Source organism: Mycobacterium hubeiense (assembly GCF_002838065.1).
Lineage (GTDB): Bacteria > Actinomycetota > Actinomycetes > Mycobacteriales > Mycobacteriaceae > Mycobacterium > Mycobacterium hubeiense.
Genome location: NZ_PIZU01000007.1, coordinates 18,607 through 35,961 on the forward strand (window position 1 = coordinate 18,607; position 17,355 = coordinate 35,961).

Genomic DNA, 17,355 nt, shown 5'->3' on the forward strand with positions numbered 1-17,355 from the left:
TTGTGCGGCGTTAGGAGATCTTCTCCATCCGCACCGGCAGCTCGATGTCAACGGGCTTATTGACGCCGCAGGCACCGCTCGGGCCTTCGGTGATGTCGCGGCCGGCCAACAGATCTCGGATCTTCAGGTCGCGCTCGTTGGTGGTGGGGTTGATCCCCCAGACGACGAACTTCTGCATACCGGGGGCGGATGTCCCGTCAGGACACGGGATCCAGTTGGGCACCTCGCGATTGAGGATCCAATAGACCATCTTCATCCGGATCGGCGCGGTCCAGCCCTGGTCACTTCTCACCTCGCCGGTGCATTCGATCGGACTCTCGCAACTCGAGGTGATGTCCCAGGTCTGCACCACGGTCTGCTGGTCGATCAAGACCTGATTGGTCCTGGCCCATTCGCCGTTCGAGATCACCCGGTACTTGCCGTTGAGCTCGATCCCGTAATTCGAGGCGTTCGCCGGCGTTGCTGTGCATACACTTCCGACCACGGCGACTGACGCCAGCACGCCCGCGGCTACCTGGACTCCACGCATAGTCAAAGATCCTATCGTTGCCGGTATTAATGCTCTCCAAAAGGGAGAATTTCGTTCCCGCATATGTGAAAATAGGCCGGTGCGATCTCTCGCCGCAGTGCTCGCTGCCTTGATGACGTCCGTCTCGTTGGTCACGGTCGCGCCCCCGGCGTCCGCGGGGCCGACGGAGTGCCACTACCCGGCCTGCACGCCGGGCATCACGCCCAATGTGGTGCTGGGGGCCAACTGCAGCAACACCACCCACTACGTGTTCGGGGTGACGTCGTGGGGCCGCCTGGTGTTCTGCGGCTCGCCGCGACGGTACGAACCGCGCTGGTTCAGATCGCCCGAAATGCACGGAGTCAAGGACGAGAACAGCCTCTGCCCGGGCCTCGACGGCGATGTGGCCCAGGCGCCCGACGGCCTGTTCCTCACGTGTGTGGCGAGCAACGGCAGCAGTCACTGGGAACGCGGCGACACCTGATAACGCATTAGGTGGAGGATCCGAGCCAAATGCCGGCACGAATCCTCCACCTAAGCGCACAGTCAGCCGACCGGCGTGAACGTGATGTGCAGATCGGTGAGCCCGCGCAGGATGAACGTCGGCTCGTAGGTGTAGCGCCGGTCGTCGATCGGCCCGTGCTTGTCCTCGTCGATCGAGATGTCGGCCAGCCGGTCCAGGAGGCGCTCGATCGAAACCCGGCCTTCGACGCGGGCCAGCGGCGCGCCCGGGCAGGAGTGGATACCGCGGCTGAACGCGATGTGCTCACGCACGTTCTTTCGATCCAGATCGAACTCGTGCGGGTTGTCGAACCGCTGGGGATCGCGGTTGGCCGCGCCGGGGCTGACCATCACCGTGGTGCCCGCCGGCACGGGCTTGTCGCCGAGTGCCGTTGTCTTGCGGGCCATCCGGAACACGCTCTTGACCGGACTGTCCATCCGCAGGCATTCCTCGATGAACGTCGGGATGAGGCTGCGATCCTCGCGCAGCCGCTTCTGGATGTCGGGCCGGTCGCCGAGCACCCGGAGCGCCGCGCCGAGCAGCTTGGCCGTTGTCTCCTGGCCGGCGGCGAACAGGAACGTGGCGGTGCGCACGACGTCGATCACCTCAGGGGTGGAGCCGTCGGGGTACTTCGCGGTCGCGATGGAGGTGAGCACGTCATCACGCGGGGACGCGCGCCGCTCCTCGATGTAGCGGGCGAACTTCTCGTCGGCCCACTCCAGCGGGTTTGTCGCGATGGTTTCGTGGTCCAGCGCGCCGATGCGCGAGCCCGGCCGCTCGGCACCGAAGGCCTCGCGGAAATCCTCGTGGTCCTCCTCCGGCACGCCGAGCAGGTCGGCGACGACCAGCAGCGAGAACGGCTTGGCGTAGGCGGCCAGAAACTCGCAGCGGCCGTCGGCGATGAACTCGTCGATGTGGCGATCGGCCAGCCGCCACATGAAGTCCTCGTTCTCCTTGAGGCGCTTGGGCGTCAGCAGCCGCGACAGGATGGAGCGCGCGTCGGTGTGCTGCGGCGGGTCCATCGTGACCATGTGCTCGTACATGGGGATCTCGGTGCGGTGCTCTTCGATGAGCCCGCTGATGTCGTCGCCCTCGGCGGTGAAGGGCAGCGGTGTGAACGGGCCCATCACCGCGACGCAGGACGAATAGTTCTCGCTGTCCTTGTACACCGCGTTGGCCGCTTCCCAGCCGGTGACCGCCAGCACGCCGTTGGTGATCGGGCAGCCCACCGGATCCTTGGCCCGTACGTGGTCGTAGTACGGGTGGGGGTCGGGCACCAGGGAGGGATCGGTGAAGTAGTCGACGGAGTCGTAATCGGTGCTCATGTGAAGCGCTTCCTCTCGGAACCCGGATTGGCTGCGGTGAATTGACGGTGCACTGGGCTAGCGGTGCGAGAAACGAAATATGCTGAGCATCTGCTTAGCATGGCGGTAGAGTGGCGGTCAAGGTGGACACGGGAGGCGGCATGGCATCTGCGCGACGTATCGGAGCGCCCGACGCGAAGAACCGCGGCGTGCTCATCGACGCGGCCGAACAGCTGATGCTGGAAGAGGGCTACGCCGCGGTGACCTCGCGGCGCGTCGCCGACCGCGCCGGCTTGAAACCCCAGCTCGTGCACTACTACTTCCGGACGATGGAAGACCTGTTCATGGCGGTTTTTCGGCGCCGCGCCGAGGAGGGGCTCGACGTCCTGGCGAAGGCGCTGGAGTCGCCGCAGCCGCTGTGGGCGCTGTGGCGGTTCGTCACCGATCCGGCGGGTGCACGGCTGGCGATGGAGTTCATGGGCCTGGCCAACCATCGCAAGGCGCTGCGCGAGGAGATCGCCTACTTCGGCGAGCGGTTCCGCGAAGAACAGCGCAAGGCGCTCACCACCGCGCTGGAGAACTACGGCATCGACACGCCCGACGTGCCGCCGGTGGTGTGGTCGGTTTTCGCCACCAGTGTGTCGTGGGTGCTCGTGATGGAGCGGGCGCTCGGCATGTCGGCCGGTCACGCCGAGACGCTGGAGTTCTGCGATCGATGGCTTCGGCGGCTCGAAGGCGATCCGCGCGATCACCAATTGCGGATCGAGCAGAGCGCGCCCTTGGGGCCCGCATCGGTGGCGACGACGACGCCGTCCACCGCGAGTGCGCAATGAATGTTCGGCGTGCCCTGTGAGGGCGCGCTGGTCGCGGTGACCATCGCCCACTGATCGGGATTGGCCAGCGCCACGTCAAGGATCCATTGCTTGTCCGGACCGACGTCGGCCTCGACGTTGGGGCTGAAGCGATACGGATTGTGGCTGTACTCCGCCCAATTCGGCGGGTCGACGTCGCGGTAGTAGATCTCCACGAAGAACGGCTGCTCGGCCCACACCGTGTACTTGACCTGATGCAGCGGCGGCGGCACGGGTTCGGCGTGCGCGGTTGCGCCGGTGAGCCCCGAGACCGTCAACACGGTTGCCGACACCAACCCGAGCAACGTCCGCGCAACCATCATTCGGGGAATCCTAGAAGCAGGTTTGCGGGCCGGCGGCCGATTGCGAGATTCCATGGTTCGCCCTGTCAGAGACTCAGAATGGTCGCCGAGGCCGTGCCGGGTGCGCCGTAGACCTGCGCGAGGCCGACCCTCGGGTTGCCCGGCACCTGACGTTCGCCGGCTTCGCCGCGCAGTTGGCGGACCAACTCGTGGACCTGGCGCAGACCGGACGCTCCGATCGGCTCGCCGTTGGCGATCAACCCGCCGTCGGTGTTGACCGGCATGGTGCCACCGATCTCGGTGGCACCGTCGGCCAACAGCTTCTCCTGCTCGCCGTCGACGCACAGGCCAGTCTCGGCCATGTGGATCACCTCGGCGCCGGCGTCGGTGTCCTGCAGCTGTGCGACGTCGACGTCCTCGGGGCCGATGCCCGCCGCCTCATACGCGGCCTTGGCGGCGTACACCGTCGGCGATGAATCCTCTTCCAGCGGAGCCGATGTCGCGTGCACCTCGTAGGCGCCGTAGCGCCGCGTGCGAATCTCGGTGGCCCGCACATAGACCGGTTTGTCGGTGAAGCGGTGCGCGATGTCGCCGCGGCACATGATGACCGCCGCCGCACCCTCGTCGGGCGCGCAGAACATGTACTGGGTGAGCGGGTAGTTGAGGATCGATGAGTTGAGGATCTCCTCTTCGGGAATGGGCTTGCGCCGGAACGCATTCGGGTTCAAAGCCCCGTTGCGGAAGTTCTTCGCCGCGACTTTGGCGAGCGTCTCCTGGCTGATGCCGTGCTTGTGGATGTAGTGATTGGCTTTCATCCCGAAGAACTTGGTGGTGACGAACTGCCCGTTCTCGGCGTACCACTGCGGCAGCGCCAACTTCGCCGGATCGTCGGTGAACGCACCACGCGGATGCTTGTCCAAGCCGATCGCGATGCCGATGTCGTACTTGCCGAGCCGGATGGTGTCCGCGGTCTGCTGAATGGCGCTGGCCGCGGTGGCGCAGGCGTTGAACACGTTAGTGAACGTGATCCCGGTGAGGCCGACCAGTCGCGTCACCGCATCGGGATTGGACACCTCATAGCTGCCGCCGAAGCCGAACTGGATGTCCTTCCACTCCAGCTTCGCGTCGACGAGCGCGGCCTGGATGGCCTCGGCGCCCATCTCCATCGCGGTTTTGTCAAAGCGCCCGAAGGGGTGCAGGCCCACACCGACGATGGCCACGTCGTTCGTCATCTTCGGATGTCCTCTCTAGACCGGCTTGAAGGCGAACGTGACGACGTCGTTGCCGTCCTCGTCGGTGGTGAACGGAATCATCGTCAGCTCGACCTCCATGCCGAATTTCAGCTTGGCAGGGTCGTTTTCGGTGAGTCGGCCCTCGACGCGGATGACGTCATCGAGTTGGACGAGGCCGACGCCGAACGGCACGAAATCCTTGCCGGTCGGACCCTTGTACGGCGGCCCGGGCGGAAAGCCCTGCGTGGTCCAGGCGACCAATGTGCCGCGGCGGGGGAGCAGCACCTCGGACATCTCGGCGCTGCTGCACTTCGGGCAGCGCTGTTGGACAGGGAACGTGGTGGCGCCGCAGCTACCGCAGCGGCTGCCAATGAGCTGGGGATTCTCGTCGGGCCAGGTAGAGATATCCGGCGCGAGCGCAATCTGTGTCGACACGTCGCTGACAATAATCGGAAATGAAGTTCTCGTCTAGAGAGAACGCAGCTCGGCTATCCTCTCCGGGTGGATACCGACAAGGCGCAGATCACCGAGGTGTTGATCCGGTACGCGACGGGGATCGACTTCAAGGACTGGGCGCTGTTTCGCACGTGCTGGGCCGACGATGTCGACATCGACTACGGGGACCTCGGTCGCCACACGAACCCGGACGAGTTCACCACTTTGATGAAGCAGATCCACGGCGGCATGGGGCAGACCTACCACCACATCTCCAACATGGCCGTCGACGTGGATGGGGACCATGCGACAGCGCGCTCGTACGTCCACGCCGTGCTGCAGGCGGTCCCCGCCGACTCGTCCAGTTGGATCGATGCGCTCGGCCACTACGACGACGAACTCGTTCGGACGCCAGACGGGTGGCGCATCGCCAAACGCACGACGAACATCGCGCGGGTGCTCAGCGGCGCGGCCGTCGCGCCCTGACGACGCGTTTACTTGCCGCGCTTGATCACCTTGTCCGCGGCCGCCCAGTGTTCGTCGGCCACCCACAACCGGGCGAAGGCGGCGACGGCCTCGGTGGTCGGCACTCCGGCGATCACGCGTTTGATCTCGCCTCCCGGTCGCGTGGCCAGCCGGCGAGCGATGTCCCGCCACTGTTCGTCGAATGATGCGCGCGGTAACACCTTGTCGACCAAGCCGATTCGTTCCGCTTCGGCGGCCGCAAGGATCATCCCGGTGCCGGCCAACAGCAGCGCCTTGCTCTTGCCGACCAACGCGGCGAGCCGCTCCGCGCCGCCCCACGCCGGCATGATCTCCAGCGTCACCTGATTGAAGCCGATCTTGATGTCGTCGGCGGCCAACCGGATGTCGGCGGCCACGGCGACCTCCGCGCCGCCGCCGAGGGCATGCCCGTTGAGCGCCGCGATGGTGGGGACGGGGAAGCGTGCGATGCGATCGCAGATGGACCGCATCCGCCAGGCCATCGCCGCCGCGTCCAGCTCGGTCCTGATGGCGCTGAGCTCTTTGAGATCGCCGCCGGAGACGAAGGCCTTGTCGCCCGCGCCCTTGATTACCAATGCTCGCGCGCCGTCGGCGCCGTCGAGCGCCTTGTCCAGTTGATCCATCGTCTCCAGCGAGATGGCGTTGCGCGCGTGCGGCCGGTCGATGGTGATGACCGCTAACCCGTCATCGAGTTCAAGATCGACCATGAAGCGTTCTCCGGTTTCGGTATTGGCATTCTCAGCAGTGGAGAATAGCATCTTCAAGGTGCGCCACATCCCGGTTGAGCTGACCAAACGTTACGAGGAAGAGGGCTGGTGGACGCCCGAAACCCTGGGAATGCTGTTGGCCGACGGCCTGCGCGACAGCCCGGACACCGGCTTCTATGTGCACTCCGCGGTGCGGCCGTTCACGGGGACGTTCCGCGATGTCGAACTGACCGCCCGCCGGCTGGCTGCGGGACTGCGGGCGCGCGGGGTGCAGCCCGGTGATGTGGTGGCGTTTCAGCTGCCGAACTGGATGGAGGCGGCGGCGACGTTCTGGGCGTCGGCGTTTCTCGGCGCGGTCGTCGTGCCGATCGTGCACTTCTACGGTCGCAAAGAACTGACCCACATTCTGGCCACCGCGCGGCCGAAAGTGTTCGTCACCGCAACGGAATTCGGCCGTATGCGCTTCCAGCCGGACCTCTGTGCGGATGTCCCGATTGTGGCGTTGGTGGACAAGGATTTCCACGATCTGCTCGCCGACGAGCCGATGGCGGGCACCATTCCGGCCGACCCGGCGAGCCCCGCGTTGATCGCCTTCACCTCGGGGACCACCAGCAATCCCAAGGGCGTCATCCACAGTCATCAGACGTTGGGGTTCGAAACCCGTCAGCTGCTGGAGAACTATCCGCCCGACCGCGGTCGCCAGCTCACCGCCACGCCCGTCGGACATTTCATCGGCATGCTCGGCGCCTTCCTCATCCCGGTTCTGGAAGGCGTGCCGATCGATCTGTGCGACGTGTGGGATCCGGGACGGGTGCTCGAGCTCATCGAACGCGACGGGCTGTCGATCGGGGGCGGCCCGCCGCACTTCGTGACCAGCCTGCTGGATCACCCGAACTGCACGCCAGAACACATGCGCCACTTCACAACCGTGGGACTCGGCGGCTCGACGGTGCCGGCCGCGGTCACCCGACGGCTCGCGGACATGGGCATCTTCGTGTTCCGGTCATACGGCAGCACCGAGCATCCGTCGATCACCGGCTCGCGTCCCGACGCGCCGGAGGACAAGCGGCTCTACACCGACGGTTGCCCGCGCCCGGGCGTCGAGATCAAGTTGAGTGAGGACGGCGAAATCCTTTCGCGCGGACCGGATTTGTGCCTCGGCTACACGGACGACGAGCTGACCGCCCGAATGTTCGACGACGACGGCTGGTACCACACCGGCGACGTCGGGATTCTCGACGAGGACGGCTATCTCACGATCACCGACCGCAAGTCCGACATGATCATCCGCGGCGGCGAGAACATCAGCGCGCTCGAGGTCGAAGAGGTGCTGCTCGCGATGCCCGCGGTGAGCGAGGCCGTCGTGGTGGCCGCGCCCGACGCGCGGCTCGGTGAGCACGCCGCGGCCGTGCTGCGGGTGAAGCCGGGGCAGACGATGCCGACGCTCGACGAGGTGCGCGAGCACTTCGAACGGGCCGGCGTCGCCCGCCAGAAGTGGCCGGAGGAACTTCACCAAGTCCCCGACGGCCAGGACTTTCCGCGCACCGCGAGCGGCAAGGTGCAGAAGTTTCGCGTGCGGCAGCAGATTGCGGCCCACCACGTATGAGAATATGATTCTCAAGAACCGAAAAGGAGCATTCCATGGGGCAACTGTCACATCGGGTCGACATTCCGTTTCCGCTGTTCGACGCCGACAACCATCTCTATGAGCCGCCGGAGGCGATGACCAAGTACCTGCCCAAGGAGTACAAGGACATCGTCCAGTACGTCGAGGTCAACGGCCGCACCAAGATCGCGATCAAGGGTCAGATCAGCAACTACATCCCGAACCCCACGTTCTCGGTGGTCGCCAAGCCGGGCGCGTGGGAGGAGTACTTCAAGTTCGGCAACCCCGAGGGCAAGAGCAAGCGCGAGTTGTTCGGTGAGCCGATGCGCGCCATCCCGGCGTTCTTCGAGCCCGAACCACGCATCGCGGTGATGGACGAGCTCGGCGTCGACCGCAGCCTGATGTTCCCGACGCTGGCCAGCCTGATCGAGGAGCGGCTGCGCGACGATCCGGTCGCCATCCACGTGCTCATCCATGCACTCAACGAGTGGCTGCACGAGGTGTGGGGCTTTAACTACAAGAACCGCATCTTCACCACCCCGGTGATCACGCTGCCGATCGTCGAGAAGGCCATCGAGGAACTGGAGTGGGCGGTCAAGCGCGGTGCCCGCGCGATCCTCATCCGCCCGGCGCCGGTGCCCGGCTTCCGCGGCCCGCGGTCGTTCGCGCTGCCCGAGTTCGACCCGTTCTGGGAGCGCGTCGTCGAGTACGACGTGTTCGTCGGGATGCACTCCTCCGACAGCGGGTACTCGCGCTACACGTCCGAATGGGATGGCGAAGCCCAAGAGATGCTGCCGTTCCAGACCAACGCCATGTCGATCCTCAACGAGTGGCGGCCGATTCAGGACGCGGTGGCCTCGTGGGTCATCCACGGCGCGCTGTTCCGGCACCCGAAGCTGAAGGTCGGGATCGTCGAGGCGGGCTCCAAGTGGATGTTCCCGCTGCTGGACTCGATGGCCGAGGTGTACAAGAAGGCGCCCGAAGCCTTCCTCGGCAACCCGATCGAGGAGATCAAGAACCGCATCTACGTCAGCCCGTTCTACGAGGAGGGCATCGACGACCTGATCAACCTGATCGGCGTGGACCAGGTGCTCTATGGCTCCGACTGGCCGCACCCGGAGGGGCTGGCAGAGCCCACCCACTATGTGACGGCTCTCGAGCACCTGCCCGTCGAGGATCAGGCGAAGATCATGGGTGGCAACCTGGGTCGCCTCGTCACGGTGTGACGTACGTTCCGAAGTGGCAGACCATCCCCGAGATGGTCTTGAGCGCAGCGGACCGATTCGGCGATGCCGAAGCGCTTGTCGACGGTCCGCTGCGCCTCAGCTTCACCGAACTCGTCGACCGAATTCGCGTGGCGGCAGGCGCGTTTCATGGGCTGGGTGTGGAAAAGGGTGACCGGGTAGCGATCTGGGCGCCCAACTCCGCGGAGTGGGTGATCGCCGCGTTCGGTCTGCTCACCGCGGGCGGGGTGCTGGTGCCGGTCAACACCAGGTTTAAAACCGACGAGGCCGGTGACATCATCCGCCGCAGCGGGGCCAAGGCCGTGATGGTCCAAAAGGGTTTTCTCGGGCAGGATTTCGAGGTTCCCGCGGGCATCCCCGCGATCGACCTGCGCTCGGAATTCCTGTCCGACGCGCAACCGTACGAGGCCCGCGAGATCAAGGGCACCGACATCGCCGACATCATCTTCACCTCGGGCACCACTGGGCGGTCCAAGGGCGTGATGATGAACCACACGCAGACGCTGCGCCTGTACGAGGAGTGGTGCGAGCTGTGTGATCTGCGCCAAGGTGACCGCTACCTGATCGTCAACCCGTTCTTTCACACCTTCGGCTACAAAGCCGGCTGCATCGCGTCACTGATCCGCGGGGCGACCATCCTGCCGGTCCCGGTGTTCGACCTCGACACCGTCGTGGAACTCATTGAGCGCGAACGCATCACGATGCTGCCGGGGCCTCCGACGCTGTATCACTCGCTGTTGTCGGTGCCCGACAAATCGAAACTGTCGACGCTGCGGGCCGGGGTCACGGGTGCTGCGGACATCCCGGTGGAGCTCATCCGCAGGGTGCACGACGAGTTGCCGTTCCAGACCGTCATGACCGGATACGGGCTCACCGAAGCGGGCACTGCCACGCTGTCGCGGCCCGGCGACTCGTTCGAAGACATCGCGACCACCGTCGGAACCCCGTGCGACGGCGTCGAGGTGCGCATCGCCGACGACGGCGAGGTGCTGGTCCGCGGCTACAGCGTCATGCAGGGCTATTTCGACGATCCGGTCGCCACCGCCGAGGCGATCGATTCCGACGGCTGGCTGCACACCGGCGATCTCGGCAGCCTCGACGACGCCGGCCGGTTGCGCATCGTCGGGCGTAAGAAGGACATGTTCATCGTCGGCGGCTTCAATGCGTACCCGGCGGAGATCGAGGGCTTCCTCTTGGAGCATCCCGCCGTGGCACAGGCCGCGGTGATCGGCGTACCGGACGATCGACTGGGCCAGGTGGGCAAGGCGTTCGTCGTGCGCAAGCAGGATGCCGACGCCCTCACGGCCGACGAACTGATCGCGTGGTGCCGCGAACGGATGGCCGGTTTCAAGGTTCCGCGGTTCGTCGAGTTTCTCGACGAGTTACCGTTGAACGCCACCGGCAAGGTGATGAAGGACCAACTGGGAAAGTAGCTGCGCTGAGCGCTAGCACAGCACGTAAATAGCATTTCCGCAGGAAAACCGGCCTTTTGTCACCGTCTGGCGATACTGTATCGTCGATGCCATACTCAAAAATGGATAATGACATTCTCATTGAGCACAGTGCTTAACGGACTGCTTAACAGACAAGGAGGTCGCCGTGCCGTCTTTCAGGCGCCGCGGGTCGGTGGTCGACGCTGACCGTGTCGATCAACCGCCGCAGGACCCTGAGCAGGGGGCGGATGCGGCTGATGCTCTGGCTCTGGCCGAGCAAGCCGAAGCGGAGGCCGCCGAGGCCGAGGCCAAGGCAGCCGCTGCCCGGGCCAGGGCCCGCGCGATCCGGCTGCGCCAGCAGGCCGAGGCCGATAAGCCCAACGGCGCTGCTGTCGAAGTCACCGACACCGACGAGGACGCGAGCGCCGAAGGCACCGACGTCACCGAAGCGACTGAAGCCACTGAAGCGACTGAAGCCACTGAAGCCACGCCGGCCAAGGCGCGTCGGCTTCGGTTGCCCCGGCCGAACTGGAAGAAGGTCGGCGTCAGCCTTGCGGCCCTCGGCACCGTCGCACTTCTGGCCGTCAGCGGCTACATGATCTGGCATCACCGGCAGGTGGCGCAGGAGCAGCAACGCATCGCGGAATTCGCCGCAGCGGGGCGCCAGAGCGTGGTCACGCTGATGTCGCTGGACTTCAACCGGGCCAAAGAAGATGTGCAGCGCATCATCGACAATTCGACGGGCGATTTCAAAGAGGAGTTCGCGGCGCAGGCCGAGGACTTCATCAAGGTGGCCCAGGAATCCAAGGTGGTCACCGACGTCAACGTGACGGCCACCGGTGTTGAGTCGATGACGGACAATTCGGCGGTTGTGCTGGTTTCGGCCAACTCCCGCGTCACCAATTCGGCCGGCGCCAAACAGGAACCGCGTACCTGGCGGCTAAGTGTTCACCTGCAACGCGATGGCGACCAGATCAAGATGTCGAAAGTCGAGTTCGTACCGTGACCACCGATGACAACAACACCGACATGGTGGACGCCGAAGCGCCGCCCATAGAAGCCGAAGCGCAGGCCGAGTCGCGCGGCAGCGTACTGCGCCGCTCGCTGCGTGCGGCGCGCGCCAACGTGGGCGTGATCGTGGTGGTGCTGGCGCTCTTCGCCTCGGCGGGCGTGGCGGCCTGGCTGTACACCAACCAATACCGCCCGGATCAACAGCGGAACTCCGACGCGCGCCAAGTCGCACTCGACGCCGCTAAATCCGGCACCATCGCGCTGTTGTCCTACTCGCCGGAAAAGCTCGAGCAGGACTTCGCGGCGGCCAAATCGCATTTAACAGGCGACTTCCTTTCGTACTACACGCAATTCACCGAACAGATCGTCACCCCGGCGGCCAAAGAGAAATCCGTCAAGACGGCCGCGTCGGTCATCCGGGCCGCAGTCATCGATCTGCAGCCGGATTCGGCGGACGTGCTCGTGTTCATCAACCAGACGACGACAAGCAAGGAGAACCCGGACGGGGCCTTCGCGGCCAGCAGCGTCAAGGTCGGCTTGAAGAAGATCGACGGCAGCTGGCTCATCTCCGCATTCGACCCGGTGTAGCACCGGCGCGAGTCCCCTCATGTCGCCAACCGAAATCGCGGCGATCGTGCCGTTGCCGGGCACGCTGGCGCGCGCGGCCGTCGTTACGCCGCTGGCCGGCGAGGCGGCGCTGGCCCGGGTGGTGGCATCACTGGCCGGCGCCGCACAACACATCGTCGTCTCGAGCGCCGACGCGTTGATCGACGACGCCCGCGAATGCCTGGCGGCCCATGGCTTGTCCGCGGAGGATGTGGTGGCCGGCGGTGACACCCGCATGCGATGCGTGGCGGCAGGACTGGAATACCTTGTCGGCCAGCCGATCCCGCCGCGCTATGTGCTCATCCACGACGTGCGGCGACCGTTGGCATCGGCGGGGCTGCGGGACAGGGTGATCGAGGGTCTGCGGACCGGTGGCACTGCGGTGCTGCCGGCGCTGCCAGTCACCGACAGCGTGAAAACCGTCGACGAGCACGGCGCGATCACGGCAACCGTGGATCGCGAGGCCTTGCGTACGATGCAATACCCGCGGGGCTTCACCCTCGATCGGTTGGCCCAACTGGTCGCGCGTTGCAGTAGCGAGGATTTCGACGAACTGGCCGAATCCCTCGACGCCGGCGCGGGTCTGACCCTGGTGGACGGCGACGCGGACGCCTTCGCCGCAGAACTGCCGCGTGACACGGATTACGTCGAGGCGATCATCGCGTGCCGCCGCTGAGCAGATGTCCGGCGACCGCGATGTCCTGCGCGTAGGTCACTTTCAGGTTGTGTTCGGCGCCGGGGAACGTCCGTACCTCGAGATCGGTGAATCGTTCGACGCATGACGCAGTGTCGGTGCCTTCGAAGCCCGCGTCGTCCGCTTTTCGGTAGGCCTCGAGCAGCGGGAGTGCGCGGAACGCCTGCGGTGTCTGCACCCGCACCAATCTGCCTGGCAGGGCATTGATTTCGCCGGATTCGGTCAGCCGCACCACGTCCGCCGCCACCACCGCGGGTACCGCGCCGCCGCGTTCACGAGCCACCGACAGCGCGGTGCGGATCATTGCCGGCCCGGCCAACGGCCGCGCCGCATCGTGGATGAGCACCGCATCGACCGCACCCGACTCGATGTCGGTGGCCAAGTAGGTCAGCACGTTGAACTCTGAGCCGTGCCGGGTCTCGCCGCCTTCGACGAACTCCACCGTCGCATCGGGAAGTTCGTCGTGCACGGTGCGTTCGGCCAGCTCCCGCTCGCCGCGCCGAAACACCAGCACCGTGCGCGTCACCTCGGCTACGTGCAGCATCGCGTCCAGCGACCACGACACCATGCTTCGGCCCGCCAGCGGCAGGTAGGCCTTGTTGCCGTCCACGCCGACACGCGTGCCCATGCCCGCGGCCAAGACGACGCCGACGGCCCCGGACGGCTTGTTCATACGGCTATTTTGCAGCAGGCGATGCCGCTGCCCGCGAGGTTCGGTCGGTCAGTCTTCGGCGTGGCGGTTGTAGTCCCAGCGCTCCAGCCGCACCTGCAAGTCATGCAGGCCCAGTGCGGCGAGCGGTGCGCCGACGGACAGGCAGATCAGCAGTAGGGCGTTCATCGTTCTCTCGCGTCGTTTGTCGTTTTTCGTACGGTACCGAGCGTATGGGCGACACCGTGGGATCGACATGCGTAGTGGGCTACCTGATTTGTAGACGACGCACCCGCCCTGCAGGTTCACTACGCATGCCGGCTGTATGCGGTGAAATGGATCTCGTGAGTGAGATCGAACCGCAGCCATCCGGGCCAGTGCAGGCGCACCGAATCCGTCGCATGGTGGGTCGCGACCCCCATGAAGAGCACCGCACCGCCACCCCACTCGAGTTGCTGTTCGACCTGACATTCGTCGTCGCGTTCGGCATCGCCGCATCGCAGTTCGCGCACATGCTCGCCGAAGACCACGTCGGTGCCGGACTGGCCGGCTTCGCCTATGCCACGTTCGCCATCTGTTGGGCGTGGATCAACTTCAGCTGGTTCGCCTCCGCCTTCGACACCGACGACTGGATGTACCGGCTGGCGACGATGTTGCAGATGGTCGGCGTCATCATTCTGGCGCTGGGTCTCCCGGCACTGTTCGCCTCGATCGAGCACGGTGACCACGTCGACAACGCGGTCGTGGTGGCCGGCTATGTGGTGATGCGAATTGCGCTGGTGGGCCAATGGTTACGTGCGGCCAAGCAGGATCCCGAGCACCGGTCGGCGTGTCTGACCTACGCCTGCGCTGTCACCGTCGCGCAAATCGGTTGGGTCGCATTGCTCATCGCGCACACATCGGTGGCGGTGACGTTCGTGGCATCGGCGGGTTTGGTGGTCATCGAGTTGATGGGTCCTTTCCTGGCCGAAACCCGCAAGGGCGGTACGCCGTGGCATGCCCACCACATCGTCGAGCGGTACGGCCTATTGGCCATCATCGCGCTCGGGGAGGGTGTGGTCGGAACGGTCGCCTCGATCTCGGCGGTCGTCGGCGCACAAGGCTGGTCGATGGATGCGGTGCTCGTGGCGGTCGCCGGGACCGGCCTGACATTCGGCATGTGGTGGATGTATTTCGCGGTGCCGGCGGCGGAGCTGCTGCACGTACATCGCGATCGGTCCTTCCGGTACGGGTACCTGCACCTGCTGGTGTTCGGCTCGATCGTGGGCACGGGCGCCGGTTTGCACGCCGCGGCGTACTACATCGAGCATCACTCCAAACTCGGGTCGGTGGCCACCGTGTTCTGGGTCGCCCTGCCCGTCGGGATGTACATCGCCTCGGTCTACCTGATCTACACGCTGCTGGTGCGCGCGTGGGATCCCTTCCACGTGCTGCTGGTGGTGCTGACCGCGGCGGTTCTCGCAGCGGCGCTGTGGCTGGCCGCCGCAGGCATCTCCATGGCGGCCTGTCTGGTGGTGGTGATGCTTGCCCCGGTGGTGACGGTGGTCGGCTACGAAGTGCTCGGCCATCGGCACATGACCGAGGCGATCAGGGCCAGCCTGGCGGCGACCCGGACTTGTTAGCACGTTTAGTGGGATGCCGTTCGGGTAAGTCATCCGACAGCCGTTCGGGGCGCACGACGAGGTAGCAGCACCATCGCTCGCGAGGGCGAGTACGGGAACCGTGGAGGTCAAGAAGCGGCCGCCCGGTCTGATGACGGTGCTGACGCATCTCGGTGATGCGCCTCGGCGGCACCTTCAGCGGTAGCAGTCCGAAGGAGAGCAGCACGATGCCGAAGACCACGAAGAGCGGCCAGGCCAAGAAGAGTGAACTACCCAGCACGCTGCGTAAGTCGGATGCCAAGGCGCAGCGCACATTCGCCAAGGCGCATGACGCGGCCGTCAAGGAGTATGGCGAAGGCCAACGCGCCCATCGGGTTGCCTACAGCGCGCTCAAGCACAGTTACGAGAAGGTCGGCGACCACTGGGAGCCCAAGTCCAAGAAGGGTCCTTCCGATCAGCGGGCCCGCAGCGGTGGGCCAAACGCCAAAGGGGCGAGCGCCGAAGGGGTCAACGCCACTTCGTCCAAGAAGCACCTGATGGACGTCGCCCGGCGGCTGGACATCTCGGGGCGCTCCACGATGAACAAGGACGAGCTCGTCGCTGCGATCAAGAAGGCGAATCGGCGGGTCTCCGCACGCAACCGGTGACCCTATCGCGCCGACTGCCGGGTTTCGAAGGCCTCCAACAACATTCGGTCCACCTCGCGCTCCGGCGGTGCCCCGAGCTCGCGCTTGACCACCTGTCGCGCCTTGCGGCGCGTGATCAGGATGCCCACGGCGGCCAGCGCCCAGATCGCGTATTGCACGGTCCAGGCCAACCGGAATGAGTCGAAGGAGTAATCGCCGGCCGCGCCCAGGATCAGGCCCATCGACTGCATCACCAGCAGCGCGGCGAGGAAGCCGCCCATATTGACCAGACCCGAAGCCGTGCCCAGGGTGGCACTCGGGTTGAACGTGCGCGCGAAGTCGAAGCCGACCATCGAGCCCGGCCCGCCGACCGAGATGACCACGACCAAGGCGACCAGCAGCCACAGCGGCGCCGGACCTGGGAGGGCCAATACGACTGTCCAGGCGAGGGCATTACTTGCGATGATCGCCAACACAAGTCGCGAGCGTCGGTGCGGGTGGCGCCCGGTGAACAAGCCGATGCCGATACCGGCGGTGATGGCGACAACCACCGAGACTGTCAGCAATCCTCCCGCGATGCGTGTCGAAACACCTTGCGCAACAGTGAGATAGGGCACGCCCCACATCAATGCGAATGCGGTGACGGAGAATTGGGTGCCCATGTGGGTGAAGAAGCCCAGCCGGGTGCCGGGCCGCAGCCACACGGTTTTGACGCTGGAGAGCGTGTCGCGGATCGTCATCGTCTCGGTGGCCACCACCAAGCCTTCCGGCGTGTTGCGCACGAGCGCCAGGGTCAGCACTATCGCCACCACCCCGAGCGCGGCCACCGACGTATAGGCGACGGTCCAGCCCGATCCTGTCAGCACCGACAGGAACGGCACCGCCGAAAGTACTTGCCCCAGTTGGCCGCAGATGCCCGTCAACTGCGTCACCAGCGGCACCTGCCGGGGGGTGAACCAATGCGGAACCAGGCGCAGCACCGAGATGAACGTCATCGCGTCGCCGAGGCCGACCACCGCACGCGCGCCGATCGCGGTGGGGAGTGACTCGGTGAACGCGAGCACCAATTGCCCGGATGCCATCAGAGCCGCCCCGCACACGATCAACGCCTTAGAACCGAAGCGGTCCAGCAGCAGCCCGGCCGGTACCTGCGCGCCGGCATACACAATCACCTGAAGGACGACGAACGTCGACAGCACACCGGGGCTCGCGGCGAATCGATCGGCCGCATCCAAACCCGAAACGCCCAACGTGGTGCGGTCGAGCACCGCGACGATGTACGCGAGCAGTCCGGTGGCCCACACGATCCACGGACGCACATAGAGCCTTTCGTCGGCCGTCTCGAAGTCTCGATTCATCGTCGCTCATGACGGCGTTTGGTTGCCAATTGCCAGGCGGTGAGTTCACTCACCGGCATCCACGGAGTTGGCTGAAACTGCATGCGGGCGTATCGGATTTCAGGCAGCTGACTTATATATGCGCTGTTGACGGCACTGTCACACCAGAGCCGCCCGGTTTGATTCCGGTGATGAAAACTTCG

19 protein-coding genes are annotated in these 17,355 nt (G+C 65.4%); 11 read left to right on the plus strand and 8 right to left on the minus strand.

The annotated features are described in order from the left end of the window. Window positions 1–10 precede the first annotated feature (10 nt). On the minus strand, window positions 11–529 hold the full coding sequence (locus CWS39_RS07760) for an Rv2253/PknI dimerization domain-containing protein (protein ID WP_102142335.1): 519 nt from the start codon (window positions 527–529) through the stop codon (window positions 11–13). A gap of 79 nt (window positions 530–608) precedes the next feature. Between CWS39_RS07760 and CWS39_RS07765 the strand changes: the two genes are divergently transcribed. Further along, window positions 609–992: a hypothetical protein gene (locus CWS39_RS07765; RefSeq protein WP_102142336.1), complete on the plus strand. Its 384-nt coding sequence runs from the start codon at window positions 609–611 to the stop codon at window positions 990–992. A gap of 62 nt (window positions 993–1,054) precedes the next feature. On the opposite strand, the gene CWS39_RS07770 is transcribed toward CWS39_RS07765, so the two are convergent. Next, window positions 1,055–2,335 (minus strand): cytochrome P450, encoded by a 1,281-nt coding sequence (locus CWS39_RS07770; RefSeq protein ID WP_102142337.1) that lies wholly within the window; start codon window positions 2,333–2,335, stop codon window positions 1,055–1,057. A 140-nt stretch (window positions 2,336–2,475) separates the two neighbouring features. Here CWS39_RS07770 and CWS39_RS07775 point away from each other — a divergent pair, with 140 nt between their 5' ends. Further along, a complete protein-coding gene (locus CWS39_RS07775) occupies window positions 2,476–3,147 on the plus strand; it encodes a TetR/AcrR family transcriptional regulator (protein WP_102142442.1) in 672 nt (223 codons plus the stop codon). Here the strand turns inward: CWS39_RS07775 and CWS39_RS07780 are convergent. The 3 genes from CWS39_RS07780 to CWS39_RS07790 form a co-directional block, all read right to left on the minus strand. Continuing rightward, window positions 3,063–3,488 carry a hypothetical protein gene (locus CWS39_RS07780; RefSeq protein WP_431306096.1) on the minus strand — a complete coding sequence of 142 codons (426 nt, stop codon included), beginning with the start codon at window positions 3,486–3,488 and terminating at the stop codon, window positions 3,063–3,065. The genes CWS39_RS07775 and CWS39_RS07780 overlap by 85 nt on opposite strands. A gap of 65 nt (window positions 3,489–3,553) precedes the next feature. Continuing rightward, window positions 3,554–4,699: a thiolase family protein gene (locus tag CWS39_RS07785; RefSeq protein WP_102142338.1), complete on the minus strand. Its 1,146-nt coding sequence runs from the start codon at window positions 4,697–4,699 to the stop codon at window positions 3,554–3,556. Between the two features lie 15 nt (window positions 4,700–4,714). Then, window positions 4,715–5,146, minus strand: a complete 432-nt coding sequence (locus CWS39_RS07790; RefSeq protein ID WP_102142339.1) for a Zn-ribbon domain-containing OB-fold protein — start codon at window positions 5,144–5,146, stop codon at window positions 4,715–4,717. Window positions 5,147–5,200: 54 nt separating this feature from the next. Between CWS39_RS07790 and CWS39_RS07795 the strand changes: the two genes are divergently transcribed. Next, entirely contained in the window at window positions 5,201–5,620 is a 420-nt protein-coding gene (locus tag CWS39_RS07795; RefSeq protein WP_102142340.1) for a nuclear transport factor 2 family protein, read from the plus strand. 8 nt (window positions 5,621–5,628) lie between these two features. Here CWS39_RS07795 and CWS39_RS07800 read toward each other — a convergent pair whose 3' ends face one another. Next, complete coding sequence (locus CWS39_RS07800; RefSeq protein ID WP_102142444.1) at window positions 5,629–6,345, minus strand: enoyl-CoA hydratase/isomerase family protein; 717 nt, start codon at window positions 6,343–6,345, stop codon at window positions 5,629–5,631. Between the two features lie 58 nt (window positions 6,346–6,403). Between CWS39_RS07800 and CWS39_RS07805 the strand changes: the two genes are divergently transcribed. The 6 genes from CWS39_RS07805 to CWS39_RS07830 all read left to right on the plus strand — a co-directional run bounded on the left by CWS39_RS07805 (window position 6,404) and on the right by CWS39_RS07830 (window position 12,921). Beyond that, window positions 6,404–7,951, plus strand: a complete 1,548-nt coding sequence (locus tag CWS39_RS07805; protein WP_102142341.1) for an AMP-binding protein — start codon at window positions 6,404–6,406, stop codon at window positions 7,949–7,951. Window positions 7,952–7,986: 35 nt separating this feature from the next. Further along, window positions 7,987–9,177, plus strand: coding sequence for an amidohydrolase family protein (locus CWS39_RS07810; RefSeq protein WP_102142342.1), 1,191 nt, complete (start codon window positions 7,987–7,989; stop codon window positions 9,175–9,177). Next, window positions 9,174–10,628, plus strand: a complete 1,455-nt coding sequence (locus tag CWS39_RS07815; protein WP_102142343.1) for a FadD3 family acyl-CoA ligase — start codon at window positions 9,174–9,176, stop codon at window positions 10,626–10,628. The genes CWS39_RS07810 and CWS39_RS07815 overlap by 4 nt, the downstream gene beginning before the upstream one ends. Before the next feature lie 166 nt (window positions 10,629–10,794). After that, on the plus strand, window positions 10,795–11,634 hold the full coding sequence (locus CWS39_RS07820) for a hypothetical protein (protein ID WP_102142344.1): 840 nt from the start codon (window positions 10,795–10,797) through the stop codon (window positions 11,632–11,634). Then, complete coding sequence (locus CWS39_RS07825) at window positions 11,631–12,227, plus strand: hypothetical protein (RefSeq protein WP_431306097.1); 597 nt, start codon at window positions 11,631–11,633, stop codon at window positions 12,225–12,227. Before CWS39_RS07820 ends, CWS39_RS07825 begins: the two co-directional genes overlap by 4 nt. Window positions 12,228–12,246: 19 nt before the next feature. After that, window positions 12,247–12,921, plus strand: coding sequence for an IspD/TarI family cytidylyltransferase (locus tag CWS39_RS07830; RefSeq protein WP_102142345.1), 675 nt, complete (start codon window positions 12,247–12,249; stop codon window positions 12,919–12,921). Here the strand turns inward: CWS39_RS07830 and CWS39_RS07835 are convergent. Next, a complete protein-coding gene (locus CWS39_RS07835) occupies window positions 12,902–13,612 on the minus strand; it encodes an IspD/TarI family cytidylyltransferase (RefSeq protein WP_102142346.1) in 711 nt (236 codons plus the stop codon). The two genes, CWS39_RS07830 and CWS39_RS07835, sit on opposite strands and share 20 nt — an antisense overlap. Window positions 13,613–13,923: 311 nt before the next feature. Between CWS39_RS07835 and CWS39_RS07840 the strand changes: the two genes are divergently transcribed. Both CWS39_RS07840 and CWS39_RS07845 read left to right on the plus strand, forming a co-directional pair. Then, window positions 13,924–15,210, plus strand: a complete 1,287-nt coding sequence (locus CWS39_RS07840) for a low temperature requirement protein A (RefSeq protein ID WP_431306098.1) — start codon at window positions 13,924–13,926, stop codon at window positions 15,208–15,210. A gap of 206 nt (window positions 15,211–15,416) precedes the next feature. Further along, a complete protein-coding gene (locus CWS39_RS07845) occupies window positions 15,417–15,836 on the plus strand; it encodes a ChaB family protein (protein WP_102142446.1) in 420 nt (139 codons plus the stop codon). 2 nt (window positions 15,837–15,838) lie between these two features. On the opposite strand, the gene CWS39_RS07850 is transcribed toward CWS39_RS07845, so the two are convergent. Then, window positions 15,839–17,134, minus strand: coding sequence for an MFS transporter (locus CWS39_RS07850; protein ID WP_199178009.1), 1,296 nt, complete (start codon window positions 17,132–17,134; stop codon window positions 15,839–15,841). Between the last annotated feature and the right edge of the window lie 221 nt (window positions 17,135–17,355).

Bases quoted from the DNA above. Each gene is read 5' to 3' on its own strand.
- CWS39_RS07760 (WP_102142335.1), bottom strand. From the start codon at position 529: ATGCGTGGAGTCCAGGTAGCCGCGGGCGTGCTGGCGTCAGTCGCCGTG.
- CWS39_RS07770 (WP_102142337.1), bottom strand. From the start codon at position 2,335: ATGAGCACCGATTACGACTCCGTCGACTACTTCACCGATCCCTCCCTG.
- CWS39_RS07775 (WP_102142442.1), top strand. From the start codon at position 2,476: ATGGCATCTGCGCGACGTATCGGAGCGCCCGACGCGAAGAACCGCGGC.
- CWS39_RS07780 (WP_431306096.1), bottom strand. From the start codon at position 3,488: ATGATGGTTGCGCGGACGTTGCTCGGGTTGGTGTCGGCAACCGTGTTG.
- CWS39_RS07785 (WP_102142338.1), bottom strand. From the start codon at position 4,699: ATGACGAACGACGTGGCCATCGTCGGTGTGGGCCTGCACCCCTTCGGG.
- CWS39_RS07800 (WP_102142444.1), bottom strand. From the start codon at position 6,345: ATGGTCGATCTTGAACTCGATGACGGGTTAGCGGTCATCACCATCGAC.
- CWS39_RS07810 (WP_102142342.1), top strand. From the start codon at position 7,987: ATGGGGCAACTGTCACATCGGGTCGACATTCCGTTTCCGCTGTTCGAC.
- CWS39_RS07830 (WP_102142345.1), top strand. From the start codon at position 12,247: ATGTCGCCAACCGAAATCGCGGCGATCGTGCCGTTGCCGGGCACGCTG.
- CWS39_RS07835 (WP_102142346.1), bottom strand. From the start codon at position 13,612: ATGAACAAGCCGTCCGGGGCCGTCGGCGTCGTCTTGGCCGCGGGCATG.
- CWS39_RS07840 (WP_431306098.1), top strand. From the start codon at position 13,924: ATGGATCTCGTGAGTGAGATCGAACCGCAGCCATCCGGGCCAGTGCAG.
- CWS39_RS07845 (WP_102142446.1), top strand. From the start codon at position 15,417: ATGCCGAAGACCACGAAGAGCGGCCAGGCCAAGAAGAGTGAACTACCC.